The following is a 26,210-nucleotide window of genomic DNA, read 5'->3' on the forward strand; positions in this document are numbered from 1 at the left end:
AGCTCCTGGGCCGGATGACCGCTGCCGTCACGGATCACGGTAGGCCTCGCACGCTCCAGACCGGGTGCTGGGGCTCGTCGTTGTGCACGACGATGTCCGCGCGACGGGTCGGGCGGGCCGTGGCCAAATACAGCTCCTGGGAGGGGATGTACCGCTCGCGCCAACGTCGTTCGACGTCGGCCCGGGTGGACACCCGATGCGCGCGGAGCACGGCACGATCCACTGTCTTCTCCGGTGCCGTCGACACGAAGACGCGCAGCTCCCACCTATCGACCAGTTCCGGGCGCAGAAGGAAGACACCGTCGACGACCAGCACGGCGTCGGCCGGGGCGGTCGTGAACGGCGGGGACACCGCGGCATCCGCGCGGTGGTCGTACACCGCGGGTTGGAAACGTCGATCGCCGCCCGGCCCGAGCGGATCGAGCAGGACCCGGGTCAACGCCTCGCGGTCGTGCGTGTCGTGGTAGCAGCCTTCGGCCGAGTACTCGCCACGCGGATAACGCTGCGCCCGGGGAAAGAGGAAGTCGTCGATCGTGGCGCGGATGACGTCGCGACCCTGGTCACGCAGGACGACGGCCAACTCGTCGGCGAGGGTGGTCTTGCCGGCGGCGGGCGGTCCGTCGACGGCGACCCGCGTCGGGTGGTCGACGGTGACGGACCCGACCGCCTCGGCCAGGCGGTCGAGCAGTTCTTCGCGGGCGCCCCGCACCAGGCCGCCGTCCTTCCCGGTCAGGGGCGGCGGGCGTTCGTCTTGATCGTGTGGACGAACGCGTCCCAGGCGGCGGGCGCGAAGCTCAGCATCCCGGCGTCGGGGGCCGTGGAGTCGCGGACATCGACCTGGACGCGCCGGTCACGCACCTCCACGCACTGACCGTTGCTGCCGGAACGGCTGGACGTGCGCCAGGCGTTACGTTCCATGCTTGCTCAGCTCCTTGACGAACGCGATCGACTCGGCGGGCGACATCGCCAGCGTCCTCAGATTGTCGTACGCCGCCGACAACCGCGCCAGGTCACGGCTCGACTCCAGGAACAGCTCACCGGCCAGGGTCTCGATGTAGCCCAGTGGTGGCTCGTCCCGCTCGAAGCTGAGCAGGGCGAAGCCGCTGCTGTCCGCCAGGTGGGCGCCGGCCTCGAAGCGCAGCACCTGGATCGTCACGTTCGGCAGCCGACTGAGCGTGACCAAATGATCGAGTTGCTCACGCAGCACGTCCGGGCCGCCCACTTCGGTGCGCACCGACGCCTCGGACAGGATGGCGTGCATCCGCAGCGGAGTCGGTTGCCGGCGCAGCACCCCCTGCCGGGTCATCCGGGCGGAAACCCGCTGGTCGATGGTAGCCTGGTCGGTCTCCCGGCCGATGACGTTGACCTCACGGGCATAGCTCTCGGTCTGCAGGAGACCGGGCACCAGCATCGGCTCGAAGTTCTTGAGCTCCACCGCCTCGATCTCGTACGCGATGTAGGTGGCGTACTTGCCACCGAGGCGCTGCCACCACCCGTCCTCACGCAGACCGCGTGCCTGATCGAGCAGCGAGGTCCCCGGCTCCTCGTCGATCCTGACGCCGTACGTGACCAGCAGCTCCATCACGTCACCGACCCGAGGTCTGATCTCGCCCGACTCGATCCGGCTGATCCGCGACGGTGAGCAGTCGACGATCGCCGCCGCGGCCTCGCCGGTCAGGTCCTTCGCTTCGCGGAGCTTGCGGAGCTCCCGGCCCAGTCGCCGAGAGCGCGGTGTCGCTGGCGTAAATCGAGGCATGTCGTGATTCTGCGCCCTGACTCGCGTTTCTCCATGCTCTAACGCACGTGCTCGGCGTGTCGATCATGCTGATTGCCTTGCCTTGCATCACATGATGCGCAACCCTGATGACTGTCGGCCACGGAGCTTGACCACAGCGTGAGCTGCGGGCCTGGCGACCTCCCGGCCTCCGGCTTCGTCAGAAAGCGAGCGTGCGCATGGCCTCTGAAGTCGTGTCGATCGTGTTCGGCGGCCTGGTGCCCGGCTTCCTGGCCGGCCTCCTCGCTTTCCGGGTCAAATCGCGCTGGTGCCCCCGCTGCGGGGAATCCACCGATGCCATGGAGCCGTCGCCGGAGCGGGAGCGATGACCGGGCCCAGCCGCCGCACCGGCAACGAGCCGCCGATCGGGCGACGGATGGCCGAGCTGCGGGCACGTCGGGGAATGAGTCAGCAGGTCTTCGCCGACCGTATTCGCCGGTCGAAGAGCTGGGTGGACAAGGTCGAGCGAGGAGTGCGTACCCTCGACCGGCTCTCGGTGATCGAGACGGTCGCCGCGGCCCTCGGCGTCGCCCCGGACGTCCTGCTCGCGGGCAAGGCCCCGCGCGAGCCGGCCGCCGAACCCGGCGGCGACGTGGAACGCCTCCGCGCGGCGCTGGCCCGCTACGACCTACCCGACTCCGGCAACGACGGCCGGCCAGCGCCGTCGTTGGCTCAGCTCGATGCCCAGGCGGGGTACGCGTGGACGGCGTACCGCAACGGTCACCACCCCCAGGTGCTGCGCCTACTGCCCGATCTGCTCTGCGACAGCCGCACGCAGCCGGGAGACGCGGCGGACTTGCTGGTACGGGTGTATCGGCTCGCCGCCCAGGTGCTGGTCAAACTCGGTGAGGCCAACCTGGCCTGGCTGGCCGCCGATCGGGCGATGAACGCCGCCGCCGGTAACCCTTGGCGTGCCGGCCTTGCGGCGATCTCGCTCACCCAGGCCCTGCGATCCCTGCGGCGAGGAGGGTTGGCGATGACGGCCGCCCTCGCCGCCATCCACCAACTCGACCTGGCACCGCCCCACGTCCGCCAGCCCGGCGTAACCGGAACCCTGTTGATCGAAGCGGCGCTCGCCGCCGCCGCCAGCGGAGACGCCAACGCGGCAGGCGAACTCACCGAACGCGCGGCTCGCCTCGCCGAAGGCCAGCGCCAGCACGACTGGGACGGCATCGGATTCGGTCCCGCGCCTGTCGACCTCGCCCGCGCCCTGATCGCGATGTGGTCCGGCGACCACCAACTGGCCGTGACCACCCACCTCCGGGTAGCCAGCGGTAACGCCTGGCACCTGCTTCCCGCCGAACACCGGGCCGCCCACCTGATCGACATCGCGCACGCCTATCTGGACCTCGGAGACACCCGCTCCGCTGGCCGGACGTTGGTCGCCGCCAACCGGATCGCCACCTGGGAGACAAGAATTCGTCCGGTGGCCCGGGCAGCGCTGACCGCCGTGTTCCGGGCCGGCCCCGGTGCGGCCGACGTGTCCCGCCTGGCCGACACCATCGGACTGACGCGGTAACGAACGTCCGCTGTGCAACGGCCGGATCCTGACAACCGCCACGGTCACCGCGTGCCTGCTGTGCGCCGCCGCGGGGTCGGATCACCGTGCTGGCGAAGAATCGAAACGTGTTCCTGCAGTTCCGCCGCGGCCGCGCATGACCAGCACCCGCCCGGCTGCGGTGTCACATCGCCGAAACCGCGCCCTCGATCTTCTTCGCCTGCGTCGGCTTCACCTTCCCTGACACGCGCACCAGCACACGCCCGTCATCCGCGCGGTAGTGGTATTCGGTGCCAAGGATGGGCATGTTCTTCAAGGCTTCCTGAATGAACTTGGACCGGCGTTCCACACCCTCAACAGCTGGGAACACTTCGACGACAAGCCCACGGTCAATGCCGTACTTGTCTGCTGTCTTGTCTCCGCCGGGCAGGTCAGCGGATGCCCTGGACGTGTACCCGTTGGGCCTGCCGAGGAGGTCGTTGGGGTCGGTGTCTTCGTCTTGCACGGCGCCGGCGGTGAGGCCCAGTTTCGCGGCGGACAGTTTGTCGAGCACCTGCTTGGCGGTGAGCGGGGCAGCCGCCGCCGGGGCTGGTGCGGGCGCGGCGGGTACGGCGGGCGACGCTGGCGGGGCGGCAACCGGGCTGTCGGGTGTGTTGGTGCCGCAGCCGGCGGCAAGCATGAGGGTGGCGGCGACGGCGATAGTCCTGTGGCGAAGACGCATCGCATGATCCTCGGACAGCAGACACACCTGGGTGGCCCGCTGACTGACCGGATGGCTGTCCGGTAGGCGACACAGCATTCGCATCGGATCCAGCAAGGTAACCCGAGAGCCAACGCACCCACTACACCGTCCTCGCCCCTGGCCGCTGCCCTAACGACCCTCGCCACGACCTGCGGCACCAGCGAACCCACCGCCAACGCCGCAACCGAATCCGCCCCCGCACCGCTGCCCATCGAGGATGGGAACCGCCTGACCTGCCACACCCCGCCCACCGACATGCGGGAAACCCTCGAAAACCTCGCCGCGACGCCTCAAGCCGCCGAGTATGCGATGAAGTCAAATGACCTGATCATGTCGTAGCACGGGCCGGACTTGCGGGCGGCGGTAACCACGAGACAGCGCCCTTGGATGGGCAGCGGAACACGGCCCTGCACTCCGATGTGGAAATCAGTAATGCCGCAATCAACGTGGCTGAGGTGTGCGGGACCACTGTACGGCGACGGACCGTGACTACAGCACAACCTGCGAAGGGGAACGACATGTCGGACTTCAGCGAACGGATCAACCAGGCCGCAGCAGCCCGCCACCAGGCCACCGCAGGCGCGGCGCAGCTCCTCAACGCGTTCCGGGTAGCTAACTCTGCCGCCCCCGCCGAAGCCGCGCGCAGACTCGATCGCCTCGCCGCCGATACTCGGGACTTCCTCACCCAGCGCGGCGTTCCACCGCAGAGAGTCGTCGCCCGCAAAGACACAACGCTCAGAGGGGCAGTGCTAGAGACAGTCACCGAAGGGTGGAATCTCAGGCCAGACTTCCTTACAGTGGACGGCCATTTCGTCCGCTTCACCAGCCCGCCACGCCGCTCCGGTGACGATATCCTGCGCCACAAGGTGCGCCCAGGCGACCGCTACCTCGGCCATTACTACAAGAGCAAGCCACCGAGGGTTGTGGAGGTTCGGACTGGGGTGGACAATGCTGTGTTTGTTGGTGAGCGGGTACCACAATTGAGCGTTATTTCGGAGGCCAACTTCGGTCGGTTCTACTACGGCGATTTCTACGACCCGTCGTTCGCCCGCCCTCCTCAGGCGTTGCTGCTGACCGACGACGTTTCCCAGCTTTACCTTGCGTCGCCGCAGGCGTACGAAAGCGACTACCACGTTCAGCGTGTAGATGAGCAGGTGCTGCAAAGCACAGTGCTACTGGTTGATCCGGCGGCCGGGAATTGATTGACGAACCTTGCCCGGTTTCCCGGTTCGCGGGTGGATCGGCGCATGCTTGGGCTGAGGCGTATCGCTGCGCGCGGAACCAGTGAGGCTGGCTTCGGACCTGCGGCTGAGCCTGAACCAGCGCGTCGCGGGGACGTGCGAGGGGGACGGGCCACGCCGCGACCGAGGAATCATGAGATCAAGATGGGCAACCGGCGAACTGCTCAGATGGGCTTCTAGCAGCGGAGCGCCGGGGACACCTCGTCACCACTCCCCACGGCTGGGGCGGGGAGAATGCCCTCCATGGGAGGCTCTTAGGAGCTGGCGTTGTCTGACTTGGGGGGCCGCAAGGGATGTGGGTGGTGGATGCCGCAGCCAAGGAGGCGGCTGTCGCCCGGTTCCTCAAGGAGCATCCGCAAGGAGGTCAGGCCGCCAGCGAGCATCCCGCGCTGCGGGGCTGTGCCGAGGTCGCCTGGTCCGAGATTCCCGGTTGTCCCGATGGAATCCCGTCTCTGTTCTACGGGCTACTCGATCAGGTTGCCGCACCAGAGGCCGCACGCGTGCTCACCAACATCCTGATGGGGGGCGTCTTCCGCCTAAGCGCGGCAATGCCGGCAGCGTTGCCGTTCCTGCTTCGGCTGGCGGCCAGCCCGGATGTTTCGGTGCGGTCCGGCTTGTTCGACCTCGTGGTCGTCACCGCTGAGCTATCGCAGCCGGTCGACGCGGACAACGAGCGCGCGGTGCTGCTGCTTGGCAACGACAGCGATCATCCGGAACGTGAACAGTGCAGGGCTATTTTCTCCGAACATGCCTCCCTGCTCCAGATGTTGCTGGACGACGACACGTTGAATGCTCTCGACAGAGCGTGGCTTCAGCAGGTCGCGGGACCTTGAAACCGACTCCGGATCTCCTCGTCGGGCAGGCCCCGATGAGGAGATGAGCGGACGCTGGATCTTGTTGGTGTCAGTCCTGCTGTAGGGGCGTGCGTCGGGCGCGCACGATTCGGTGCGTGATACGCCATCCGGCAGCCGTTCGTTCGACGGTGTCCTCGTACGTGACGCTGCCGGTCGATCCATCAGCCATGACCCCGAATCCCTTGGACAGGGCATTGACCGTGCCGTCCGCCGTCTCGCGCAGCACGATATTTGTCACGTGGTGGGCTACCGGGTTGGCGTCGCCCAGCGCCAGGGCGGCTTCGCGGGCTGCGGCGAGACCGACCAACGTGCCGCCGCCGAGAGCCGACACGTCGTAGACGACGTCGTCGGTGAACAGCGCCGCCAGGCCGTCGAAGTCGCCGCGATCTGTCAGGTGCCCGTGCGAGTTGATCAGATCCGTGATGGTGATCCGGTCATCCATGGTGATGGGCATCGTGCTCCCCCCTGCCTCCTAAACGGGGAACCCCCCACTTAGCTGCCGGTAACGTATCCGGGGATGTCCCCGGTTAGCAAGCGTGGCCCGCGCTCCGACGCGTCCCGTAACCGTGCGCGGCTCGTCGCCGCAGCCCGTGAAGCGCTGATCGACGCGGGCAACGACGTCGCGTTCGACGTGATCGCCCGACGCGCCGGGGTCGGCAACGCCACCCTGTACCGCCACTTCCCGACGCGCGCCGATCTGCTCGTCGCCGTCTATGCCGACGAGGTCGCCGCACTGTGCCGACGCGGCGAGCAGTTGTTGGGGGCGGCGGAGCCGACGGACGCGCTGTTCGCCTGGCTCGACGAGTTCGTGGTGCACGTGGCCACCAAGCGGCCCCTCGCCCTGGCCGCGACGGAAGGCTCCGACGAAAGCCGTACCGCGCTGTTTCGGGACTGGCACGCGTCGATCACCTCGATCGCCGACCGCCTCGTCCGACGCGCGCAGCCAGCACTCCGTTCCGACCTCACCGCCACCGACGTGCTGACCCTGGCCAGCGGAGCGGCCCTCACCGCCGACCCCGCGCAGGCCCGCCGCCTGGTCGCACTCCTGCGTACCGGCATTGTCGCCTCAACCGGCACCGCCTGAGGCTCCCTTCGGCGTCTGCGGCCAGGTCCCGCAACACGGCTGAGAACTGGGGTGCGCGGCAACGAGCAGACTGGTTGGATCACTGAAATGGCCCGCTTATATCCGGAGATCGAACCCTTCGCACACGGCATGCTCGACGTCGGGGACGGCCACCTCGTCTACTGGGAGAGCAGCGGTAACCCCCTCGGAAAGCCAGCCCTGGTGTTGCACGGTGGCCCCGGCTCCGGAGCCGGCGCCTCCTGGCGGCGATTCTTCGACCCGGCCGTCTATCGGGTGGTCCTGTTCGATCAGCGGGGATGCGGACGCAGCACACCGGACGCGGGCGACGTGCGAACGGACCTGTCGACCAACACCATGCCGCACCTGCTGGCCGACATCGAAAAGCTACGCACGCACCTGGACATCGACAAATGGCTACTGCTCGGCGGATCGTGGGGCAGCGCCCTCGGCCTCGGCTACGCCGAGCGGCACCCCGACCGGGTCACCGAGATCGTGCTGTTCAGCGTCGTCACCAGCACACCGGCAGAGCATCGGTGGCTCACCCGCGACCTCGGACGGATCTTCCCCGAACAGTGGGAGAGATTCCGGGACGGGGTGCCGGCGGCCGAACGCGACGGCAATCTGCCCGCCGCCTACGCCCGCCTGCTGGCCGATCCGGACGAAGGCGTGCGGGACCGGGCCGCCCGCAACTGGTGTGCCTGGGAGGACGCCCTCGTCTCGAACCTGCCCGGCAGCCAACCTGACCCACGTTATGAGGATCCGGCGTTTCGGATGACCTTCGCGCGTCTCGTCACCCACTACTGGGCGCACGACGGTTGGTTCGCCGACGGCGAGTTGATGGCTGGTGCACACCGGCTCGCCGGCATTCCCGGTGTGCTCGCACACGGCCGGCTCGACCTCGGGAGCCCGGTGGACATCCCCTGGCAATTGTCCAAGCTGTGGCCCGAGGCACGGTTGGAGCTGATCGACGATGCTGGCCACGGCACCGGGCGCGGCGTCGGCGACGTGGTCATCGACGCCTTGGACCACTTCGGGGCCGGCTGACTGCCTCATTGGCCCGTTTCAAAGTGATTCTGTGCTCCCATCAGCCCAAAGGTCGTAGACGTAGCGCGTCGAACTGCCCACGCAGGGCACACCTGCCCAGCCGTACCCGGGACTCGTCCCCGCAGTCGTCAAGCTCGAAGAACAGAGGAGGTTGCGCCGTGTCGGCCGAGGCCGTGCACTACAACATGCATGATGCCAAGACCCATCTGTCGCGCATCATCGAACGGGTCGAACGCGGCGAGGAGATCATCATCGACCGAGCCGGTACTCCGGTGGCGAAGGTCGTGCCGCTGGTCCGGCGGGCCAACCGCACCGCAGTCGGTTCCCTCGCAGGGCAACTGGACCTCTCCGGCGACTGGGACTCATCACAAACCAACGCCGAGATCGCCGCCGACTTCGGCATCGGCGCATGACCCTGCTGCTGGACACCCACGTCGCGCTCTGGGCCATCACCGGCGACGCAACCCTTGGCACCGAGTTCCTCGACCGGCTACGCCACGAGCCGGACATCTTCCTCTCCCCGGTCACCCTGTGGGAGATCACCATCAAACAGCGTGCGGGGAAACTCCCCGGACCCCCTGACCTCGCCGAGCGGGTAAGAGACATGGGCTTCCGCGAGCTCCCGGTGACCCACGCCCACGCCATCGCCGCCCGCCGCCTGCCACCGCATCACCGCGATCCGTTCGATCGCATGCTGGTGGCCCAGGCGATCACCGAGAATCTGACCCTGGCCTCCCGCGACGCGTCGATAGCGCTGTACGACGTGGACGTCCTCAAGGTGTGATCGGCCGGGTCCATCAACGCTTGATGCCGACGAGGCCCCCCACCGCGCACGCTGGCCGTCCGGCCGGTGCCGCTCCAAGCAGCGCCGGTTGTTCGATCTCCGAGATGCCGGCCGTGGCCTGCAACTTCGCGGGTCTTGAACCCTCCGTTTGGGTCTCCGTTTCGGTGGGCCGGAGGTACCACCATGCGAACCACACCGCCACGATCGTCGGCGACCCGCTACCCCTGCCACCAATAGGAGCGCTGGCAGGTAGGGATGCGTAGTGACGGGCTCTCCCGTGCGTCGCGTCGGAGGGTACTCAGACGGCTCGGCCGCAACACTTCCTGTACTCAACTGCTCGTTCGAGCCGCCCTGCCCCGACGCCATGCGTCGGCAGCCCCGAGCAGGATCTCACCTTGATCGTCCGGATACTGCTCCACCTCGGCCTCAAGGGCTGCAGCCTCGTCAGCCACGCTCATCGACACGGTGCTCACCGTACTGAATGCCATGGCATCGGGCAGGGAGGGCCAGGGGCGTCAGGAGCGGTATACATCCCTCCGATGAGCAATGTCCACAACGGTCACGGTGTGGTTGTCGTCGTCGATGCGGTAGATGATCCGGTAGGTGCCTCGCCGGGCGCTGAACCAATCCGACAACGGCGGCAGCAAGCGCTTCCCGACCCGGTAGGGCTCTCGCACCAACGGCCCGGTCATGAACTCGTACGCGGCCACCGCGACGGCCTCCGGCAACCATTCGGCGAGTGCTCGACGGACGGTCGGCGTGGTGCGGAGCGTGTACGGATCTTCCGGCGGCCGGGGGCTCACGCGGCCGAGGCGCGACGGGCGCGAATGGTCTCCGCAAGCTGGTCGGCGGACACCTCTTCACCTCGGGCCAGTTCCGCGTCGGAGTCGGCCAGCCGCCGCAGGGTGCCCGCATCCCCGAGAATCGCGACGGTTTCCTCGAGCCGCTCCAGGTCCTCCACCGAAACCAGCACGGCGGACGGCCGGCCGTGCACCGTGACCGTCACCCGCTCGTGGTGGTCGTGTACCCGCCCCACCAGCTCAGAAAGCCGAGTCTTCACTTCCCCCAACGGCAGTGTCGTCATGGTCACAAGTATGACCAAAAAGCTGCCAGGACGTCCACCATTACGTCAGACGACACGCCAATGGTCCGCATGGTGACCACCTGTCACCACGAAACAGCAGGGCAGAAGGTTCGGTGGACCGGATGTGGCACAACCCGAACCGCATTCACGCTGTTCAGGGGCCCATCGTGACACTGCCAGCCGTACGCCGACGCCGGTCCTGACCGGCTCGCCGCCGGTCAGCCCGACGCAGCGTCGCCGGACTGATCCGATCCGCAAACGGCATCGGCGCTGCGACCCCGATCACCCGACCACCACTCATGGATCATGACGGCCAGGGCAGTGACCGCCTGCTCCCGATCCTCCGCCGACATCGACGCCGTCCTCGACTCTCGCACCACCACGATCGACGTACGACGCTTCGTCCCCGCCATGCTCAGAACAACGAAGGCCCCGGCCGCACGGGAATGAGACCCTCCGCCGACGCCGCCAACCACACCAACTCGCAGACTTCCTGTCGGCACGGATGCACTGTCATGCCGATGAGCGGATGTCGGGTGCACAGCCGAAGCGCCGAGGATCTTCGGCTGTGCGGCACGCTGGCCGCCAGCAAATGGCTATTGTGAGGTTGCTGGTTGTGACCGTTTCACCGGTCGGTAGGCGAGTGGTCTGACGAGGCTGATCGAACCATGATCCCCGCACGAGCACCTGTGGGCGAATGCCGGATCACCCCACGGTCCATCTCCAGGACAGGTTCTTGGCCTGCTGATGCCGGTGCTCGCGCGTGGGGTGAGGTCAGCCGCGGATGACCTCGAACAGGCTGGCGAAACTGTCTTTCCCGTGGCCGGCTGCGATGCCCTGGTTGGTCAGTGACTTGATGAGTGCGGGAAGGGTGGTATCGATGCCGGAGGCCCGTGCGGCTTCGATGAGGTGGTCCATGAGTGGGGCGTCCAGTTCGAGCCATTCCTCGTCGCCCGGGTAGTGCCGATCATCGATCTGCTGTGCGTAGTCGGTGATCACCTCTGTGACGGTGGCGGCCAGCCAGCGGGTCAGGAGAGGCGCCACGGTGGTGGCAGGGACCTGGGCGGTGCCGAGAAGCGCGGCGGTCTGCAAGAAGCCGATCAGGGTGGTCCAGGCGAGGTTGAGCATCGCCACGTCGTAGAGGGCGGCGGTGCCAGGGGCCGCGCCAAGGTAGGTGGCGGCGCCCAGGTGCCTGAGCGATGCCTCGTGACGCTCGAACACCTCGTGCGAGCCGCTGTAGACCAGCACCGTCTCCGGCCTGCCGACATGCTCGGGATGGGCCATCAACGCACCGTCGAGGTAGTGGCCGCCCCGGGCGTCCATCCAAGCGGCGACCTGCTCGGCCTGGGCACTCGTTCCCGATGTCAGGTTGACCACGTCGGCGGAGGTGACATACGGGTCTGCTAGGCGAAGGATGCGCTGGACGCTGTCGTAGTCGTCGACGCAGACGAGGATCAGGGATGCGGCGGTGAAGGCCGCCTGCAACGAGTCGGCCCGGGACACGTCCTCGGCAGGCGGCGCCTCGGACAGGGTGCCGGCCTCGTCCCACACTGTGACGGCACCACCAGCCGCCGCCAGGGCGCGGGCCAGTGCCGCGCCTCGCGGGCTTAGCCCTAACACCGTCACCCGGGCGCCCGTTCGCTGGTTCATGAAGTCCTCCACTGTTCATGGGACCCGCGTGGCCGCGTGATCTGTGTGCTAAAGCTAGACCTTGACATCGATGTGAGAGTCAAGTGGAGAGTGTCGTGCGTATCGGGGAATTGGCTCGACGAACCGGCGTCAACCAACGGCTGTTGCGCTACTACGAGGAGCAGGGCCTACTGCGGCCAGTTCGGCGACCGAGCGGATACCGCGAGTACGGCAACGCCGACGTGGAACAGGTGCGACGCATCCGCACCCTGCTCGCCGCCGGGCTCAACACCACCACCATCGCCGACGTGCTGCCCTGTACGGCCGACACCGGCAACGGCCTGGCCGCGGCATGTCCCGACCTCTTGACCGACCTGCGCCGTGAACGCGACCGGATCAGCAGTTCCATCGCCGAGCTGCGCACCGCCCGGACGATGCTCGACGCCATCATCGAGGCCACCTCACGCTGAGGCCACACGCCGCCCAACCGAGCCAACATCGAAGCCCTCGCAAGATCCACGACGGCATCCACGGCTGGCTCTGTCCACCGCTGCTGAAGTTCCTGCCGGCCGGAGGCTGGACCACCCACAGCGCCTGCCCGACGACCAACCGGCCGCTCGCAGCCCAGCTACGCGCCGTCGTATCGGGCGATCCATCCCAGTCGCTGCGGTCACGGCGAGACGGCCCAGAAAGCTAACCGACAACAAGCCGCCCTCCGCAAACACATCCTCATTTGCCGCAGGCAGGGCGTGGTAGCGCTGATCCGTCCAGCGCTGTCAGTAACCGTCGATCATGAGCGCGCGTCCGGAGTGCAAGGACGTTCGGACGTGCGAAAGTAGTCTCCTGGTCGCCGTACCCGGCCCGCGCCGATATCGGGATCGCCATTCACAGGCGGCCACACGTACCTGTACCGTGTGGCAGAATCTGTTTCATGGCGTCCCCGATTATGATCGATGCTGCGGGCAATGAGTTGCTGGAGTTCAGGACGGGAGCCGAGGGCAGTTTGGAACTCCTCGAGGCTGACATCCCGTTGACGCTGGCGTTGGTGGTAGCTCGATACAACGGCAAGACCCTGCTTGTGCTGAATAGATCGCGAAAGGAGTGGGAACTACCGGGCGGCATGGTTGAGCCAGGTGAGACACCCAGGGAAGCGGCGGTCCGAGAATTCGTTGAAGAGACCGGCCAGACCGTTCCGGTCATTTCATTCGTGGGCGCAGCCAAGTTCCGGCTGATGCCTGACCGACGCTTGGAGTATTCCGCCGTCTATGTTTGCGGCCTCGTCGGCCGCATACCATTCGTCCCCAACGACGAGATCGCCGACGTCCGGTGGTGGGACGGGACGGAAATCTCCGCTCTGGCGGCTCTCGACGCTGAAATCTGTCGGCTGGTGCAGTGCGGTGAGCACTGCCAGCCGCCGCAGAGCGCTCCGCGCTGATCTGCCCCAGTGCGTGCGGCGGGCTGGCCAACGGAAGAGTCACATCGTGTGACGCCGTGACGTCCTCGGCACCTTCGGGTTGTCGACAGAGTTATTGAGGCCCGGTCGGGCCGTACGTGGTCATAGATCCACGACACGGAGCGTGCTCAGTCCTGTGGCACGAAGAACGTTGGCATGGTCTCCTCGATCTTGGCGGTGAGTTCATCAATGATTGCGGTGGGCCAGCCGAAGTAGGACGTTGTGTAGGTGAGGGCGTTGTAGAACGCGGCGATTGCTGCCCTCGCCGCGTTCTCAGCGGAACCCAAGCCAACACGAAGGTAGGCCACCTGGTGGCCTGTCACTGGGTCTTCAGCCCATTCGCGTCGTTGGCGGGCAGGGTAGAGGGTCGGGTGAGTCATGTTGGACAGAAAGCCGTAGATTCCGGTCCCCGCACGACCGTCGATTGTCCCGCCGTAGCTCTGGGTCAGTTCGTACATCCAGAGAACGACAGCTTCCAGGTTGGGTAGGGTCTGTCCGTTCAAGGTCCGGTTCCCCAAGGCCGCTGTGGTCGTGCCGGGAAAGCGAGCGATGATCTCACCCTTCAGCGCCGTGTAATGCTGGTCGGCCAGCAGGTGACTTGGGTGCGTCTTGGCGCGCATCCGACCGGCGTTCTTCTTCGCCTCTTCCGCGCTCACGAGCTCCTCAAGGTAGGCGCGGGCAAGCCTGTTCTCGGACGATTCGTTGGGGTCTTCGCCGAGTACCCACACAGCGTGTGCACAGTTCTCGATGGTTGAACGGATGAGCGGTGGCGTCGGGAAGATGACCTCACAGCTCGCATAAAGGCTCGCGAGTCCGCCGAGGTGGCCGCTCGCTGTGAGTAGGTAGGTCTGCACGACCTCCGCGATTAGCCTATGCCCGGTCTCTCCTCGCGGCTCGGCGACTGCGGGGTCTGGCGAGGGAAGTTCCGCCGCAGCGTGTGCGGCGGGGGATCGCTGCGCCGGCGTCCAATGGAAACGGTCGGCCGTCTCGAAGAAGGCATCACGGCAGGCGACGAACAGGCTTGCGATCTCGCCCAGTCGGAGGTACGGCAATGGCGAGGTCAACAGGCGCCGGCTGGTTCGCGGTACGCCGATCACCGGCACTACGTCGTTGCCGCGAGCCCGGCCGATCTGCGGGGCCGGTCCGCGGTATGGTCCGGCTTGATCGCTGGTTGAGCCTCCTACTTAAGTCGTAAGTCGAGTGTGGTCCTGCGCCAGATGGCGCGGCGGTGCCGCTGCAGCAGGCTCTCGGGTATGAACCAGAGCGATGCACCAGAGCAGACTCCTTCCCGGTCCTACCTGTCCCGGCCGGCTTTCCGCCTGCGGCGTCTCGGTGCCGCCCTGGCAACCGCGGTCGTCGTCGGGGCGGGCGTCGTCGGCTGCGGTGCCGGTGCCGCGCAGGAGCCGGCCCCGACGAGCGACACCCCGGCGGCAGCCGTCGAACCGGGCGTGCTGAACGCCAGCGACGTGAACGCCTGGCTCGACGAGATGCTCCCGGCCGCGCTGGAAGCCAATGACATCGCCGGGGCAACGGTCGCCGTCGTCAACGACGGTGGGACCGTCACCACCCGGGGGTACGGCCACGTCGACACCGGTGGCGAGGGCACCGAGCCGGTGCCGGTCGACCCCGAGCGGCACCTGTTCCGGATCGGGTCGGTGTCGAAGCTCGCCACCGCCACCGCCGCGATGCAACTCGTCCAGGACGGCAAGGTCAACCTCGACGCCGACATCGCCGGCTACCTCGACTTCACCATCCCCCGCAACTTCGACGAGCCGATCACCCTGCGGCACCTGCTGACCCACACCGCCGGGTTCGAGGAACGGATCGCCGGCCTCATCGGCAAGGAAGGCACCGAGGCCGTCCTACGCGACGCTCTGGTCACCGACCCGCCGGAGCAGATCTACCGGCCGGGCACCGTGCCGGCCTACTCCAACTACGGCAACTCGCTCGCCGGATACATCGTCGAACGGGTCAGTGGCATCCCGTTCGAGGAGTACGTCGACCGTAACGTCTTCGACCGCCTCGGCATGACATCGTCCTCATTCGCCCAGCCGCTCCCCGCCGACCTGGCAGGCCGCGTTTCGAACGGATACGACAACGCGTCGTCCCCCGCCGGGTACTTCGAGATCATCGGCACCCCGCCCGCCGGGTCGATGAGCGCCTCGGCCCCGGACATGGCCCGCTTCATGCTCGCCCACCTGGGCGAACCCGTCGGCGACACCCCGATCCTGGACAAGCCGACGCTCGACCTGATGCACCAGCCAGCGCTCGACGCCACCACGCTCGGCACCCTCGCCGGTGCACCCCGGATGACCCTCGGGTTCTTCGACGAGAGCCGCAACGGCCACCGGATCATCGGCCACGGCGGCGACACCCTCTACTTCCACACCCACCTACAGATCTACCCGGACGAGGGCGCCGGCCTGTTCATCTCGCTCAACAGCACCGGTACGTCGGGGCTGGCCAACCACAAGCTGCGACAGGAGCTGACGAAAGCCTTCGCCGACCGTTACTTCCCGGCGGTGCCCGGCGCGGCGGCGAACAACGTGCCGGCGACCGAACTGGCCGCTCCGACCACCGACGCCTCGGGCACGGCCGAGCGGGCCGCGATGGCCGCCGGCACCTACGAGAGCTCCCGCGCGATCGAGAGCAACTTCCTGACCGTGATCGGCCTGTCCGGGCGTACCACGGTGAGCGTCCGCGATGACGGCCGGCTGCTGCTCGAACCGCGTCCGATGTCCGATACCGCCGCCGTCTACGAAGAGATCGAACCCTGGGTCTGGCGCGAGGTGGGCGGCCAGGAGACGATCGCGATGCGAGCCGTCGACGGCCGGGTCGACGCGATCGTTTTCGACTCCGCGTTCGCCCTGGTGCCCGTCGATACCGCACGCAGCACCTATCTGGCCATCCCGGTGATCGTCGGCTCGGTGGTCATCCTCCTGCTCACCGTCCTGGCCTGGCCGATCGGGGCGATCGGTCGCCGGCTGCGGCGGCGGGCACCGCGTGATCGAGCTGGACGCACCGCGCGCATCCTCAGCCGCGTCGCAGTCGGCTGCGCCCTGCTCGCGGTCGGCGGCTGGGTGGGAAGCCTGATGCTCATCATGGGCCTGGAGGATCTCTCCACCGTCTCGATGCGGAGCGTGCAGGTGGCCCAGCTGATCGGCCTGCTCGGGGTGATCCCCGCAGCGGTCCGGCTGGTGGACGACGTCCGCCGGCGGGTCGGCTGGTCGCGGACCGCCGGCAGCGCGCTGGTCCTGCTGGCCCTCGCCGGTACGGGATGGTTCGCCGTCGAGTTCATGCTGCTCTCGCCGAACATCTCCTACTGACGGTTTCGACCGATCCCTTCCCGACCCACCCCTCCCCGATCCGTCTCGATCTGCGAGCAGAGGATGCTGACACGGTGAACGATCACATCGAGGACGGCCCGGTCACCGCCGAGCCAATTGGTCCGGCGGACCAGCCCCGGCTGACGAAGCGGGTGGACGTACTGCTCGCCAACCTCGGGGTGACCGGGCGGTTCGCCCGGGACTGTCTGCTCGCGGCCGTCGTCGCCGGGCTGACGTTCACATTGATGGCGGCTCTGTTCCGGGGCGCGACGTCACCGGGCGAAATCGTGGTAGACCCGGTGCGGGCCTGGCTGCTCGTCGCCCTCGGGGTCGGGCAGGCGCTGCTGCTCTGCCTGCGCCGGGTCCGCCCGCTGCTCTGCCTCGCCGGCATCGTCGGCCTTCAGGTCGCCATGATCACCCTGTCCCCACCAGACGCGACGATCCGGGCATTCGCACCGTTTATCGTCGCGTACACCATCGGGGTTCTGCTGCCGGCCCGGACGGCGTTCGTGCTGGTCGGCGCGGCGGTGGCGATCGAGGCGACAGCGGCGTTCGGCACCGCCGCCGTCACGACGCCGGACCTTCTGCTGTCGGCTGTCGGCCCTGCCGGGTCGAGCGCACTGTCCAATCTCGCTGCGGTCCTCGTCGGCAACTACGTGGCGACCCGCCGACGCTACACGCAGCTGCTACGCCTGCAGGCCGCCGAGGCGGTCCGGGCCCAGCAGGCGAAGGTGCAGGCCGCGCTCGGCGCGGAACGCACCCAGATGGCTCGGGAACTGCACGATGTCGCCGCCCACCACCTGTCCGGCATGGTGGTGCAGGCGGCGGCGGTCCACCGGCTGATCGACCGGGACCCGGACGCGGCGAAGGCCGGCGTGGCCTGGATCCGGTCCCAGGGCAAGGAAACCCTGAACAACCTGCGGCTGGTGGTCGGGGTGCTGCGCGGCACCCCGGCCGACAGCAGCGGCGGCGGCGACACACCTGGCCACCATGGCGAAGGAAGCGCTCCGGTGCCAGGCTTGGCCGTGCTCGACGACCTGGTCCGGACCGCTCGGGACCTGGGCACACCGGTCGAGTTCGTGGGTGAAGGGCCGCCACGTCCGGTGCCGCCGATCGCCGACGTCGCTCTCTATCGGATGGTGCAGGAGTCGCTGTCCAATGCGCGGCAGCACGCGCCGGGCGCCCCGGTGCTGATCACGCTGCGCTACCTGCCGCGAGAGGTGTCGCTGGCGGTGGTGAACGATCCGCCAGCGCGGCGTCCCGAACCTGCGGCGCGCACCAGCAGCGGAGTCGGGCTGATCGGCATGCGGGAACGGGCGCAGTTGATCGGCGCACGTTTCGCGGCCGGGCCGACGACCGAAGGCGGCTGGTCCGTCACAGCGACGCTGACATCAAAGGGAGGGGACCCGTCGTGACCGGTGCTGGGAATGGGGCCGAGACTGGCGCTGGGACGATCCGAGTGATGCTGGTCGACGACCAGGCGGTGGTGCGGGCCGGTTTCCGGGTGCTCCTGGCGCAGGCGGACGACATCGAGGTGGTGGCGGAGGCGTCCAGCGGATCGTCAGCGGTGGCGGTGGCGGCCCGGCTGCGCCCCGACGTCATCTGCATGGATGTCCGGATGCCCGGCGGCGACGGGCTCACCGCGACCCGCGAGATCCTCGCCGGCTCGCCCGAGTCGCCGCCAGCCATCCTGGTGGTGACCACGTTCGACCTCGACGAGTACGTCTTCGGCGCACTCGAATCCGGGGCCAGTGGCTTCATCCTCAAGGACTGCGAGCCGGAGGACCTGATCGACGCGATCCGTCGGCTGGCGAACGGGTACGGTCTCGTCGACCAGGTCGTGACCCGCCGGGTGATCTCGGAGTTCGCCCGTCGGCGACCGGCAGCACCGCCCGCGTCCGCGGCGGCGCACCAGCTCACCCCGCGCGAAGCCGAGATCGTACGATTGCTCGCCAAAGGGCTGTCCAACAACGAAATCGCCGACGAGCTCTTCATCGAGACCAGCACGGTCAAGTCACACCTCGGGCGGGCGATGACCAAGATCGGCGTACGGGACCGGGTGCAGACCGTGGTGTGGGCGTACCAGAACGGGTTGGCCCCGAGCTGACAGTCGGTCGAGGACGGGGAGGGTGACGCCGGCGTGCAGGTAGAACTTGTAGATCGCGTCGCGCAACTCCCGGGCAACCCGCGCGGTCGCCGGCAAGACCCCGGCCAAACGCAACCGGTAGGTACGCCGGACCGGCGCGGCGAAGGATGTCAGCCGTGCGCTGGAGGCCAAGGACCGGGCGCTGGCCGGGATCAAGGTCCACATCACCAACCTCCCGGACCCCGACCCCGAGCAAGTCATCGCCGCCTCCAGCCGGTCGGGCCGATCTGGGAAGGCGGTGACCACGGCGAAGCCGACGTCCTGGCCTCCCGCTACCGACGCAGCCCGCAACTCGCCGACGGACTCGGCGCCCGGACCGTCGCCTTCCCCGCGATCGCCACCGGCGTGTGTGGCTTCCCTCCCGACCAGGCCGCCCGGATCGCCGTGGCAACGCTCAAGGCCACACCAACAGCGGTTCAACGGGTACGACTCGTCGCATTCGACGAGGACACCCGGGAACGCCCGCAAGCGGCAGCGCTCGGCAGCGACTGACACCTCCGCAGCTGCCACGAGTCGGGCGCTACCGAGCGTAACGGAGATCGTAGTGTCGGGTGCGCGACCATGCCGATGAGCGTGCACTATGCGCGTGTGTGAAGCGTGGACGATGACCGAACGGCCTTGCTCTGATCGGGGCCGGATCGAGTTTCGACGTCGAGGTGTCGATTTCGCGGCTCGCCGTTCGTCTTACTGCGAATCTCGTACCGACGAGGAGGTAGCGATGAAGTACGTCATGCTCATCTACCAAGGCCCGGCGCTCGAACGGCAGTCCGCGCTTACCGAGGTGGAGCAGAAGCAGGTCTACGCCGACTACCAGGGGATCAACCAGGCACCGGGTGTCACCACCCTGCCGCCGCTGGGACTCGCCGAGAACGCGACCACCGTGCGGGTCGAAGGAGGCAAGATCCTGACGACCGATGGCCCGTTCGTCGGGATGAAGGAGGCCGTGGGTGGCCTGTTCATCCTTGAGGCCGACGACATCGACGCGGCCATCGAGGTGGCCGCCCGCGTCCCGGCGGCACGCTATGGCGGAGCCGTCGAGATCCGGCCCTCGGAAGTGTATTGGTAACGGCACTCGACGAGATCTTCCGCGACGAGTGGGGGCGCGTCCTGGCCACCCTCATCGGCGTCCTCGGCGACTTCGACCTCGCCGAGGACGCCGCGCAGGAGGCGTTCGTCATCGCCGCCGATCATTGGCCACGCGACGGCGTGCCAACCAACCCGCGCGCCTGGCTGGTCCGCACGGCGCGTAACCGCGCTACCGACCGCATCCGCCGTGACCGTGCCTTCGCCGCCAGGCTCGGCCTGCTCGTCGCTGCCCAGGAGGTCGAGATGCCCGTGGACACCACCACTTTTCCCGACGAACGCCTGGAACTCATCTTCACCTGCTGTCACCCGGCGCTCGGCATCGAGGCGCAGGTCGCGCTTACGCTGCGTACCCTCGGGGGCTTGACCACCGACGAGATCGCCCGCGCCCTGCTCGTCCCGGAGCGCACCATGGCGCAGCGTTTGGTGCGGGCCAAACGTAAGATCAAGGCGGCGGGGATCCCGTTCCGGGTCCCGCCGGATCACCTGCTCCGCGAGCGTCTCGACGCCGTACTCGCCGTCGTGTATCTGATCTTCAATGAGGGTTACGGCGGTCGCGACGAGCTCGCGGCCGAGGCGATCTGGCTGGGACGTGCACTGACCGAACTGCTTCCCGACGACCCCGAGGTTCGCGGGCTCCTGGCGATGATGCTCTTGCACGACTCTCGCCGCGAGACGAGGTTCAACGACGGCGAATTGGTGCTGCTCGAAGATCAAGATCCGTCACGGTGGAACACCACGCAGATCGCCCAGGGACGTGCCGGACTCAACCAGGCGATCGCTTTGGGCGGTCGCGGGCCCTACGTCCTCCAGGCCGCGATCGCCTCGCTGCACGCCGAGACGCCGTGCGACTGGGCGCAGATCGCCGCCCTGTACGGCGAGCTCACCCGCCTGACCGCCTCGCCGGTCGTCGAGCTGAACCGCGCCATCGCCGTCGCCGAGACCGAAGGACCACAGGCCGGTCTGCGTATCGTCGACGAACTCGGTCTGGAGGACTTCCGCTACCTGCACTCAACTAGGGCCGAGCTGCTGCGACGGCACGGGCGCACCGATGAGGCGCGCGACGCCTATCGACGTGCGAGGGAACTCACCGAGGACGGAGCCGAACGGCGCTTCCTCGAACGCCGGCTAACGGAACTTGCCAACGGAACAGGTCCCGGTAGCGACCCGGCAGCACCGGATTGAGTCCTGACCAGGGTCCTGGCACCTAGCGCCAGTTGCCGGCCAGCCCTACGGCCCTCCCGAGTGACCGGCGACATCGCCGCACCTGTGCCGGTGCGGCGTCGGATGCACACTCTTGTCACCGAACACCCCGTGCCTCCTGGCCGGCCGTGCCCAGGATCCCGCGCCGGACCGAGCTCGCTTTCGGCCTCCGCTTCGACGTGGTGGGCCCTGAACGATCGGGCCTTGGTGCGACTGCTGAACATTCGGTCATAGTGGACGCCCTGTGCGCCCGCCCGCGCGTATACCGTGACGGGCAAGCATAGGCAGGTATCAATTGCAGAGGGGGGCGTCGACATGGCGTTATCAAAACGGGTGGCCCTTGCGGCATCCTGGCTGGTAGCGGGAGTGGGCGCGCTGACCGCCCTCGCCATGATCTCTGTGGTGCCCGGTAGCGCCTCGGCGGACACCGTGGCAGTTGGATGCCGGGCGACGGCGCGTACCGACTCGCATTGGGGCAATGGTCCGACGAGCGGCGCGGTCGTCGTCGTCACGGTCACCAACACCGCGACGACGCCCGCGACGACCTGGTCGGTGACGTGGACGCTGGCGGACGGCCAACGGGTCGTCAACGCGTGGAACGCCACGGTCAGCACGTCGGGCCAGACGGTGACCGCGGTCAACCTCGCATGGAACGGCAGGCTGGCTCCGGGTGCCTCCACGACGTTCGGGATGCAGCTGGCCGGCTCGAGCTCGGCACCGGCGTTGAGCTGCAGTAACAATGCCGTGTCACCGCCCTCCTCGCCGCCAGTCTCCAGCTCGCCGCCGGGGCCTGAGGACGTCAGGGTCACCGAGGCCGACACCCGCACCGCAGTGACCCTGGTTCTCGGGCAGACGCTCGGCGTGTCCCTGCCGTCGAGCTACCTACCGTTGACGTCCACCAGCCCGGCGTTGACCCTCGTGTCGAGCAGCGGCGGATACCCCACCGGTCAGCCGCTGACCGCGCTGTTCCGGGCGGTCGGTACCGGTTCGCTCGACCTGTCCACGGTGAGCGACGACCCGTGCTTCCACACGACGCCACCGTGTGCGAGACCGGTCCTGCAGTGGACGGTTCACGTCAACGTCGTCCCCGCGTCGCCGGCCGGAGACGTCAACCTAACCCAGGCCGCGAACCGGACCACGGTCAATCTGGTCGTCGGGCAGACACTCGGCGTGTCGCTACCCGCGAACTACCGGCCGTTCACGTCCGTGAACCCTGCGTTGACCCTCGTGTGGACCACCGGTGGTTACCCCACCGGGCAGCCGCTCAGGGTGCTGTTCCGGGCGGTCGGGGGCGCCTCGTTCGACCTTTACACGCAGACCGACACGGCGTGCAACCACGACCCCACCCCGTGCCCCGGCCCATACCAGCCGTGGACGGTACGCATAAACACCCTCTACCCGCCGCCGTCCCGCTGACCGGGCCACAACGACAAGTCGATCACCATGCACCTCGCCGCCACGCGCGCGCCGGCACCGGCGATGATCGTCAGGTATCGGCGCACTCAGGGGAGGCGAATGCCGGGCCTGCGATTGACGCGCCGGCCACAACGGGCGCATGACTCCTACGTCCTGGCGTACTCGCCGTGGCCGCCACCGCTGCCACATCAGCCCGCCGCCGACGCCGTGGACGTACCGAGCTTGGCCGTGTGGGCCGTGGATGTCCAAGCCGCACTGACCCTCCTGGGACGGATCCACGACAGCCGGCACGTCGGACTTCCACACCCGGATCGGCGCTACGCGAGGCTCACCGACCTGGACTCCGCAGGCGCCGACCTCGATCGGGCCGCGATGCTCGACTGCGGCATGACCGGTCGGAGACCCGTACCAACCCCGGCCGGATCCGGGAGCGGGCGTCCCCCGAGAACAGTCGGCCTCGAGGACGTCGCGTCCCGCCTTGGTGGCGACCCCGACGATCTCGAAGTGCTTGACCTGTCCGAAGCCTACGAGATCGGCCCGAACGACGGATGGGTCCTGCATCTCGATCAGGTAGGCCCTGCTGTCACCATTTTCGAAGACAACGGCTTCCAGGGAGCCCGCCCGGAGGTGCTGCGAGCGTTCAGCGTCGACGCGGAGGTTCGCAGTGCCTGGTGGAACGTCAACGCGGTGACACGGTTCAGCTTTGCCACGCAGGGCGAGCTCATCACCGCGATGGAAGCTGGCTGGACACGCGGAGGCGTCAGACCCGACGCGCTCGACGCCGAGCTTGCTGATCGCTACGGCGCCATGCGTACTCCCAGTCTGTGGGTGGCAGGAATGCTCGCTGCGGTCGAGCGCCGTACCGGTATCCGTCTTGATTGCGACCAGCGTGCTGAGGTGTCGTAGCCGCGGACTAGGACGTGTCCTGCCGACCTGTGAGTGGGGGTTGATCGTTGACGATGTGCCGGTGGTACGTCGTGGTGAGTTGACCGATGAGGCGTGGGTGGTGATCGCGCCGCTGCTTCCCGAGTCGGGCGGTTCGAGGGGCGGTGGCGGGATCATCGGCAGGTCATCAATGGGATTCTGTGGAAGCTGTGTACGGGCGCGCCGTGGCGTGACCTGCCGGAACGCTTCGGGCCGTGGAAGACCTGCCATGAGCGCCTGCGGCGGTGGAGCGCTGACGGCACGTGGGATCGGATCCTGGCCGCGGTGCAGGTCCATGACGACGGCACACCGGTGCAGTGGACGATCAGTATCGACTCGTCGATCGTGCGGACGCACCAGCATGCCGGCGCCCGCAAAAAAGGGGCTCCGCAACAAGTCCGGCGACGCCTGGTGCGCGAGATGGCGAGGCCATCGGCCGATCCCGTGGAGGGCTGAGCACGAAGATCCACCTCGCGGTCGACGGACGCGGCCGACCATTGTCGCTCCTGCTCACCCCCGGTCAGGCCGGCGACAATCCCCAGCTCCTGACGTTGCTCGACGCGATCCGCGTCAACGAGCCCGGACCCGGACGACCCCGCAAGCGCCCCGAGGTGCTCATCGCCGACAAGGGCTACGCGCTTGACTCGACGCGTCGAGCCCTGCGGCAGCGAGGAATCCGGCACGTCATCCCCGAACGCAGCGACCAGGTCCGCCCGCCGGGCAGCCAAAGGCAGCACCGGCGGACGACCACCAGCCTTCGACAAGGCGATCTACAAGAAGCGCAACGTCGTAGAACGCTGCTTCAACCGGCTCAAACAGTGGCGTGACCTGGCCACCCGCTACGCCAAACGCGCATCCCCTTACCGCGCGAGCCTCATCCTGATCGCTGCCGTCATCTGGCTTCCATGATCGACAGGACAGACCCTAGGCAGTCGCGGCCGGGGCGTACTCGGGCTCGCGACCCTCGCTCGCATCCGTGGCGTTGTTGGCGTCCGCTGTGGAGCGCCGCACTACCAGCGCCAGCCCGGCGATGACGATGGCGGCCGCGGCCAGCTCCGTCACGCCGACGGGCTCATCCAGCAGCAGCCACGCCGCGCTGAGCCCGAAGACAGGCACCAGGAGGCTGAACGGCGCCACTCTCGCGATCGAGTACTGGGCGATCAGCCGGTTCCAGATGCCGAAGCCGACGAGGGTCGACACGTACGCGATGTACGCCACGGCTAGCAGTCCGCGCCCCGACAGGCCGGTGATCGCATCGAGCACCGCCTGTCCGCCGTCGACCACGCCGGCCAGGCCGAGCAGCGGTAACGGCGGTACCAGGCTCGACCAGACCAGCAGCGAGAGCGGTCGCGTCTCGCCGCTGGCCCGCATGACTAGGTTTGCCGTGGCCCAGCTGGCCGCCGCGAACAGCGTCAGCGCGAAGCCGATCACCGTAGCGTGGCCGCCGCTGCCGATTGCCAGCACCCCGATCCCGACCGATCCGACCAGTACGCCGGCCACCTGCGCCCGCGCCGGCCGCTCGCCGAGCACTGCCGCAGCCAGCAGCACCGACATGAGCGCCTGCGCCTGCAGCACCAGCGAGGCCAGACCGGCGGACATGCCGGCTGCGAGCGCCGTGAACAGTGCGCCGAACTTCAGGACGCCGAGCACCAGCCCGTAGGCGATCACGTAGCGGAGCCGGGCGCTGGGGCGCGGCACCAGGAAGACCAGCGGCACCGCCGCCGCGACGAAGCGCAGCGCGGTCAGCACGAGCGGCGGCAGGTCGCGCAGGCCCAGCTCGATGGCGACGAAGTTGACGCCCCAGATAGCGGCGACGAGCAGGGCGAGAAGTCGGTGTGATGCTTTCATACCGGCTACGCTGCCCGAGGCAACGCTTAAGGACCAGTTCAACGTTCTTCATCGCTGATGTAGCGTGGCTACATGAATCTTGACGTACGCCGGCTCCGCGTGCTGCACGAGGTTGCGCTGCGCGGCAGCGTCACCGCCGCCGCCGCGGCGCTGCACGTCACTCCGTCGGCGGTCTCCCAGCAGCTCGTTCAGCTGTCCCGAGAGGCCGGGCACGAACTGGTCGAGCGGGCCGGGCGCGGGATCGTCCTCACCCCTGCCGGCCAGGTGCTGGCCAGCCACGCGAAGGACGTGCTGGGCGCGGTGGAGCAGGCGGTGGCCGGGCTCGCCGCGCTCCGCCACGGCGTCAGCGGTACGGTGCGGGTCGGCGCGTTCGCGTCCGCAGCCGGCGCGCTGGTGGCCCCCTCCGCCGCACGCCTGCGGGCGAAGCACCCAAAACTAGACGTGCGGGTGATCGAGGCCGAAGACCAGCAGAGCCGCCTCGACCTACGCTCCGGCACCCTCGATGTAGTGGTGCTGCAGGAGTACGACCACGTGCCCGCGCCGCTGGTCAATGACCTGGACCGGCATCCGGTCACCACCGACCCGATGCACCTGATCACCCCGGTCGCGTGGCGCCGTCGCACCGGCCGGCTGAGCGAGCTGAGCGACGTGCCATGGATCGCCAGCGCCGAGCACACGCCGTGTCTACGGTCCACATTGCACGCTTGCCGGCTCGCCGGCTTCGAGCCGGACATCAGGCACCGTGCCGTCGACTTCGCGCTCACGCTGGACCTCGTCGCGGCCGGGCTGGGCGCCGCGCTGGTGCCGGAGTTGGCACTGCGCCACGTGCCAGCCGGGGTGCACGTGGAGCCACTGGTCGAGCCGGTCACCGAGCGGCGCATCTTCGCAGTCACCCGCGCCCTCGGTGGCACGCCGCAACGGCCCGCGGTGGACGCCCTCCTGGCGGAGCTGAGCGGCCCGACCGGCGTCCCCCGTGGACAGCTTGCGCCGATCATCGCCTGATGTACGTGCTTTGACCCCCGGTCGACGAGCATTCGGCCATGATCGGGGCAACGGACGTTGCCGTCAGTCCGCGCG

General features: G+C 68.1%; 29 protein-coding genes and 2 pseudogenes. 21 read left to right on the forward strand and 10 right to left on the reverse strand.

Going from position 1 to position 26,210, the window contains the following annotated elements; genetic code table 11:
- Positions 1-34: 34 nt before the first annotated feature.
- Genes AB0B57_RS18790 through AB0B57_RS18800 form a run of 3 tightly spaced genes read right to left on the reverse strand, consistent with a single transcriptional unit; the run spans position 35 to position 1,756 of the window.
- A complete protein-coding gene (locus AB0B57_RS18790; RefSeq protein ID WP_357071056.1) occupies positions 35-712 on the reverse strand; it encodes a uridylate kinase in 678 nt (225 codons plus the stop codon).
- Positions 713-729: 17 nt separating this feature from the next.
- Positions 730-918: a DUF397 domain-containing protein gene (locus AB0B57_RS18795; RefSeq protein ID WP_357070847.1), complete on the reverse strand. Its 189-nt coding sequence runs from the start codon at positions 916-918 to the stop codon at positions 730-732.
- Positions 908-1,756 (reverse strand): helix-turn-helix transcriptional regulator, encoded by an 849-nt coding sequence (locus tag AB0B57_RS18800; RefSeq protein ID WP_357070850.1) that lies wholly within the window; start codon positions 1,754-1,756, stop codon positions 908-910. The genes AB0B57_RS18795 and AB0B57_RS18800 overlap by 11 nt, the downstream gene beginning before the upstream one ends.
- A gap of 197 nt (positions 1,757-1,953) precedes the next feature.
- On the opposite strand from AB0B57_RS18800, the gene AB0B57_RS18805 reads away from it, so the two are divergent.
- The gene (locus AB0B57_RS18805) at positions 1,954-2,103 is read left to right on the forward strand and encodes a hypothetical protein (protein WP_357070853.1); all 150 of its coding nucleotides are present in this window, start codon (positions 1,954-1,956) and stop codon (positions 2,101-2,103) included.
- Positions 2,100-3,293, forward strand: a complete 1,194-nt coding sequence (locus AB0B57_RS18810; protein WP_357070856.1) for a helix-turn-helix domain-containing protein — start codon at positions 2,100-2,102, stop codon at positions 3,291-3,293. Before AB0B57_RS18805 ends, AB0B57_RS18810 begins: the two co-directional genes overlap by 4 nt.
- 163 nt (positions 3,294-3,456) lie before the next feature.
- Here AB0B57_RS18810 and AB0B57_RS18815 read toward each other — a convergent pair whose 3' ends face one another.
- Entirely contained in the window at positions 3,457-4,077 is a 621-nt protein-coding gene (locus tag AB0B57_RS18815; protein ID WP_357070859.1) for a hypothetical protein, read from the reverse strand.
- Between the two features lie 455 nt (positions 4,078-4,532).
- On the opposite strand from AB0B57_RS18815, the gene AB0B57_RS18820 reads away from it, so the two are divergent.
- Positions 4,533-5,216, forward strand: coding sequence for a hypothetical protein (locus tag AB0B57_RS18820; RefSeq protein WP_357070862.1), 684 nt, complete (start codon positions 4,533-4,535; stop codon positions 5,214-5,216).
- 341 nt (positions 5,217-5,557) lie between these two features.
- Positions 5,558-6,088 carry a hypothetical protein gene (locus tag AB0B57_RS18825; protein ID WP_357070866.1) on the forward strand — a complete coding sequence of 177 codons (531 nt, stop codon included), beginning with the start codon at positions 5,558-5,560 and terminating at the stop codon, positions 6,086-6,088.
- A gap of 70 nt (positions 6,089-6,158) precedes the next feature.
- Here the strand turns inward: AB0B57_RS18825 and AB0B57_RS18830 are convergent, their stop codons facing one another.
- The gene (locus AB0B57_RS18830; RefSeq protein WP_357070869.1) at positions 6,159-6,563 is read right to left on the reverse strand and encodes a nuclear transport factor 2 family protein; all 405 of its coding nucleotides are present in this window, start codon (positions 6,561-6,563) and stop codon (positions 6,159-6,161) included.
- A gap of 63 nt (positions 6,564-6,626) precedes the next feature.
- Between AB0B57_RS18830 and AB0B57_RS18835 the strand changes: the two genes are divergently transcribed.
- The 4 genes from AB0B57_RS18835 to AB0B57_RS18850 all read left to right on the forward strand — a co-directional run bounded on the left by AB0B57_RS18835 (position 6,627) and on the right by AB0B57_RS18850 (position 9,021).
- On the forward strand, positions 6,627-7,193 hold the full coding sequence (locus AB0B57_RS18835) for a TetR/AcrR family transcriptional regulator (RefSeq protein ID WP_357070872.1): 567 nt from the start codon (positions 6,627-6,629) through the stop codon (positions 7,191-7,193).
- An 87-nt stretch (positions 7,194-7,280) separates the two neighbouring features.
- Positions 7,281-8,237, forward strand: coding sequence for a prolyl aminopeptidase (pip, locus tag AB0B57_RS18840; protein ID WP_357071059.1), 957 nt, complete (start codon positions 7,281-7,283; stop codon positions 8,235-8,237).
- A 158-nt stretch (positions 8,238-8,395) separates the two neighbouring features.
- Complete coding sequence (locus tag AB0B57_RS18845; protein ID WP_357070875.1) at positions 8,396-8,650, forward strand: type II toxin-antitoxin system prevent-host-death family antitoxin; 255 nt, start codon at positions 8,396-8,398, stop codon at positions 8,648-8,650.
- Positions 8,647-9,021, forward strand: a complete 375-nt coding sequence (locus AB0B57_RS18850) for a type II toxin-antitoxin system VapC family toxin (protein WP_357070877.1) — start codon at positions 8,647-8,649, stop codon at positions 9,019-9,021. Before AB0B57_RS18845 ends, AB0B57_RS18850 begins: the two co-directional genes overlap by 4 nt.
- 515 nt (positions 9,022-9,536) lie before the next feature.
- On the opposite strand, the gene AB0B57_RS18855 is transcribed toward AB0B57_RS18850, so the two are convergent.
- A complete protein-coding gene (locus tag AB0B57_RS18855; protein WP_357070880.1) occupies positions 9,537-9,824 on the reverse strand; it encodes a type II toxin-antitoxin system RelE/ParE family toxin in 288 nt (95 codons plus the stop codon).
- A complete protein-coding gene (locus tag AB0B57_RS18860; protein WP_357070883.1) occupies positions 9,821-10,105 on the reverse strand; it encodes a type II toxin-antitoxin system Phd/YefM family antitoxin in 285 nt (94 codons plus the stop codon). The genes AB0B57_RS18855 and AB0B57_RS18860 overlap by 4 nt, the downstream gene beginning before the upstream one ends.
- Before the next feature lie 306 nt (positions 10,106-10,411).
- Here AB0B57_RS18860 and AB0B57_RS18865 point away from each other — a divergent pair, with 306 nt between their 5' ends.
- On the forward strand, positions 10,412-10,555 hold the full coding sequence (locus tag AB0B57_RS18865; RefSeq protein WP_357070886.1) for a hypothetical protein: 144 nt from the start codon (positions 10,412-10,414) through the stop codon (positions 10,553-10,555).
- 324 nt (positions 10,556-10,879) lie between these two features.
- Here AB0B57_RS18865 and AB0B57_RS18870 read toward each other — a convergent pair whose 3' ends face one another.
- The gene (locus AB0B57_RS18870; protein ID WP_357070889.1) at positions 10,880-11,767 is read right to left on the reverse strand and encodes an NAD(P)-binding domain-containing protein; all 888 of its coding nucleotides are present in this window, start codon (positions 11,765-11,767) and stop codon (positions 10,880-10,882) included.
- 83 nt (positions 11,768-11,850) lie between these two features.
- Here AB0B57_RS18870 and AB0B57_RS18875 point away from each other — a divergent pair, with 83 nt between their 5' ends.
- Entirely contained in the window at positions 11,851-12,204 is a 354-nt protein-coding gene (locus tag AB0B57_RS18875; protein WP_357070892.1) for a MerR family transcriptional regulator, read from the forward strand.
- Positions 12,205-12,665: 461 nt separating this feature from the next.
- A complete protein-coding gene (locus tag AB0B57_RS18880) occupies positions 12,666-13,169 on the forward strand; it encodes an NUDIX hydrolase (RefSeq protein WP_357070895.1) in 504 nt (167 codons plus the stop codon).
- A 146-nt stretch (positions 13,170-13,315) separates the two neighbouring features.
- On the opposite strand, the gene AB0B57_RS18885 is transcribed toward AB0B57_RS18880, so the two are convergent.
- Positions 13,316-14,284 (reverse strand): hypothetical protein, encoded by a 969-nt coding sequence (locus AB0B57_RS18885; RefSeq protein ID WP_357070898.1) that lies wholly within the window; start codon positions 14,282-14,284, stop codon positions 13,316-13,318.
- Between the two features lie 156 nt (positions 14,285-14,440).
- Here AB0B57_RS18885 and AB0B57_RS18890 point away from each other — a divergent pair, with 156 nt between their 5' ends.
- From AB0B57_RS18890 to AB0B57_RS18930, 9 genes and pseudogenes are all read left to right on the forward strand, one after another.
- Positions 14,441-16,513 carry a serine hydrolase domain-containing protein gene (locus tag AB0B57_RS18890; RefSeq protein ID WP_357070901.1) on the forward strand — a complete coding sequence of 691 codons (2,073 nt, stop codon included), beginning with the start codon at positions 14,441-14,443 and terminating at the stop codon, positions 16,511-16,513.
- A 74-nt stretch (positions 16,514-16,587) separates the two neighbouring features.
- Positions 16,588-17,928 (forward strand): histidine kinase, encoded by a 1,341-nt coding sequence (locus AB0B57_RS18895; protein WP_357070904.1) that lies wholly within the window; start codon positions 16,588-16,590, stop codon positions 17,926-17,928.
- Between the two features lie 47 nt (positions 17,929-17,975).
- Positions 17,976-18,620 carry a response regulator transcription factor gene (locus AB0B57_RS18900; protein ID WP_357070907.1) on the forward strand — a complete coding sequence of 215 codons (645 nt, stop codon included), beginning with the start codon at positions 17,976-17,978 and terminating at the stop codon, positions 18,618-18,620.
- Positions 18,621-18,875: 255 nt separating this feature from the next.
- Positions 18,876-19,151, forward strand: a pseudogene (locus AB0B57_RS18905) (macro domain-containing protein); the annotation flags it as partial.
- 226 nt (positions 19,152-19,377) lie between these two features.
- A complete protein-coding gene (locus AB0B57_RS18910) occupies positions 19,378-19,725 on the forward strand; it encodes a YciI family protein (RefSeq protein WP_357070910.1) in 348 nt (115 codons plus the stop codon).
- Positions 19,719-20,927 (forward strand): RNA polymerase sigma factor, encoded by a 1,209-nt coding sequence (locus AB0B57_RS18915; RefSeq protein ID WP_357070913.1) that lies wholly within the window; start codon positions 19,719-19,721, stop codon positions 20,925-20,927. The genes AB0B57_RS18910 and AB0B57_RS18915 overlap by 7 nt, the downstream gene beginning before the upstream one ends.
- Positions 20,928-21,212: 285 nt before the next feature.
- Complete coding sequence (locus tag AB0B57_RS18920; protein WP_357070916.1) at positions 21,213-22,361, forward strand: cellulose binding domain-containing protein; 1,149 nt, start codon at positions 21,213-21,215, stop codon at positions 22,359-22,361.
- A gap of 504 nt (positions 22,362-22,865) precedes the next feature.
- Positions 22,866-23,267: a DUF6461 domain-containing protein gene (locus AB0B57_RS18925; protein ID WP_357070919.1), complete on the forward strand. Its 402-nt coding sequence runs from the start codon at positions 22,866-22,868 to the stop codon at positions 23,265-23,267.
- Positions 23,268-23,328: 61 nt separating this feature from the next.
- Positions 23,329-24,194 (forward strand): annotated as a pseudogene (locus tag AB0B57_RS18930) (IS5 family transposase).
- Between the two features lie 15 nt (positions 24,195-24,209).
- Here the strand turns inward: AB0B57_RS18930 and AB0B57_RS18935 are convergent.
- Positions 24,210-25,133, reverse strand: a complete 924-nt coding sequence (locus AB0B57_RS18935) for an EamA family transporter (RefSeq protein WP_357070922.1) — start codon at positions 25,131-25,133, stop codon at positions 24,210-24,212.
- A 72-nt stretch (positions 25,134-25,205) separates the two neighbouring features.
- Between AB0B57_RS18935 and AB0B57_RS18940 the strand changes: the two genes are divergently transcribed.
- On the forward strand, positions 25,206-26,135 hold the full coding sequence (locus AB0B57_RS18940) for a LysR substrate-binding domain-containing protein (protein WP_357070925.1): 930 nt from the start codon (positions 25,206-25,208) through the stop codon (positions 26,133-26,135).
- Positions 26,136-26,210: the final 75 nt, after the last annotated feature.

Source organism: Micromonospora sp. NPDC049101 (genome assembly GCF_040648675.1).
Classification (GTDB): domain Bacteria; phylum Actinomycetota; class Actinomycetes; order Mycobacteriales; family Micromonosporaceae; genus Micromonospora.

Excerpts from the sequence above, each read along its gene's own strand:
- AB0B57_RS18795 (WP_357070847.1), bottom strand. The coding sequence starts at position 918 with ATGGAACGTAACGCCTGGCGCACGTCCAGCCGTTCCGGCAGCAACGGT.
- AB0B57_RS18800 (WP_357070850.1), bottom strand. The coding sequence starts at position 1,756 with ATGCCTCGATTTACGCCAGCGACACCGCGCTCTCGGCGACTGGGCCGG.
- AB0B57_RS18805 (WP_357070853.1), top strand. The coding sequence starts at position 1,954 with ATGGCCTCTGAAGTCGTGTCGATCGTGTTCGGCGGCCTGGTGCCCGGC.
- AB0B57_RS18810 (WP_357070856.1), top strand. The coding sequence starts at position 2,100 with ATGACCGGGCCCAGCCGCCGCACCGGCAACGAGCCGCCGATCGGGCGA.
- AB0B57_RS18815 (WP_357070859.1), bottom strand. The coding sequence starts at position 4,077 with ATGCGAATGCTGTGTCGCCTACCGGACAGCCATCCGGTCAGTCAGCGG.
- AB0B57_RS18820 (WP_357070862.1), top strand. The coding sequence starts at position 4,533 with ATGTCGGACTTCAGCGAACGGATCAACCAGGCCGCAGCAGCCCGCCAC.
- AB0B57_RS18830 (WP_357070869.1), bottom strand. The coding sequence starts at position 6,563 with ATGCCCATCACCATGGATGACCGGATCACCATCACGGATCTGATCAAC.
- AB0B57_RS18835 (WP_357070872.1), top strand. The coding sequence starts at position 6,627 with ATGTCCCCGGTTAGCAAGCGTGGCCCGCGCTCCGACGCGTCCCGTAAC.
- pip (WP_357071059.1), top strand. The coding sequence starts at position 7,281 with ATGGCCCGCTTATATCCGGAGATCGAACCCTTCGCACACGGCATGCTC.
- AB0B57_RS18850 (WP_357070877.1), top strand. The coding sequence starts at position 8,647 with ATGACCCTGCTGCTGGACACCCACGTCGCGCTCTGGGCCATCACCGGC.
- AB0B57_RS18860 (WP_357070883.1), bottom strand. The coding sequence starts at position 10,105 with ATGACGACACTGCCGTTGGGGGAAGTGAAGACTCGGCTTTCTGAGCTG.
- AB0B57_RS18865 (WP_357070886.1), top strand. The coding sequence starts at position 10,412 with ATGACGGCCAGGGCAGTGACCGCCTGCTCCCGATCCTCCGCCGACATC.
- AB0B57_RS18880 (WP_357070895.1), top strand. The coding sequence starts at position 12,666 with ATGGCGTCCCCGATTATGATCGATGCTGCGGGCAATGAGTTGCTGGAG.
- AB0B57_RS18890 (WP_357070901.1), top strand. The coding sequence starts at position 14,441 with ATGAACCAGAGCGATGCACCAGAGCAGACTCCTTCCCGGTCCTACCTG.
- AB0B57_RS18900 (WP_357070907.1), top strand. The coding sequence starts at position 17,976 with ATGCTGGTCGACGACCAGGCGGTGGTGCGGGCCGGTTTCCGGGTGCTC.
- AB0B57_RS18910 (WP_357070910.1), top strand. The coding sequence starts at position 19,378 with ATGAAGTACGTCATGCTCATCTACCAAGGCCCGGCGCTCGAACGGCAG.
- AB0B57_RS18935 (WP_357070922.1), bottom strand. The coding sequence starts at position 25,133 with ATGAAAGCATCACACCGACTTCTCGCCCTGCTCGTCGCCGCTATCTGG.
- AB0B57_RS18940 (WP_357070925.1), top strand. The coding sequence starts at position 25,206 with ATGAATCTTGACGTACGCCGGCTCCGCGTGCTGCACGAGGTTGCGCTG.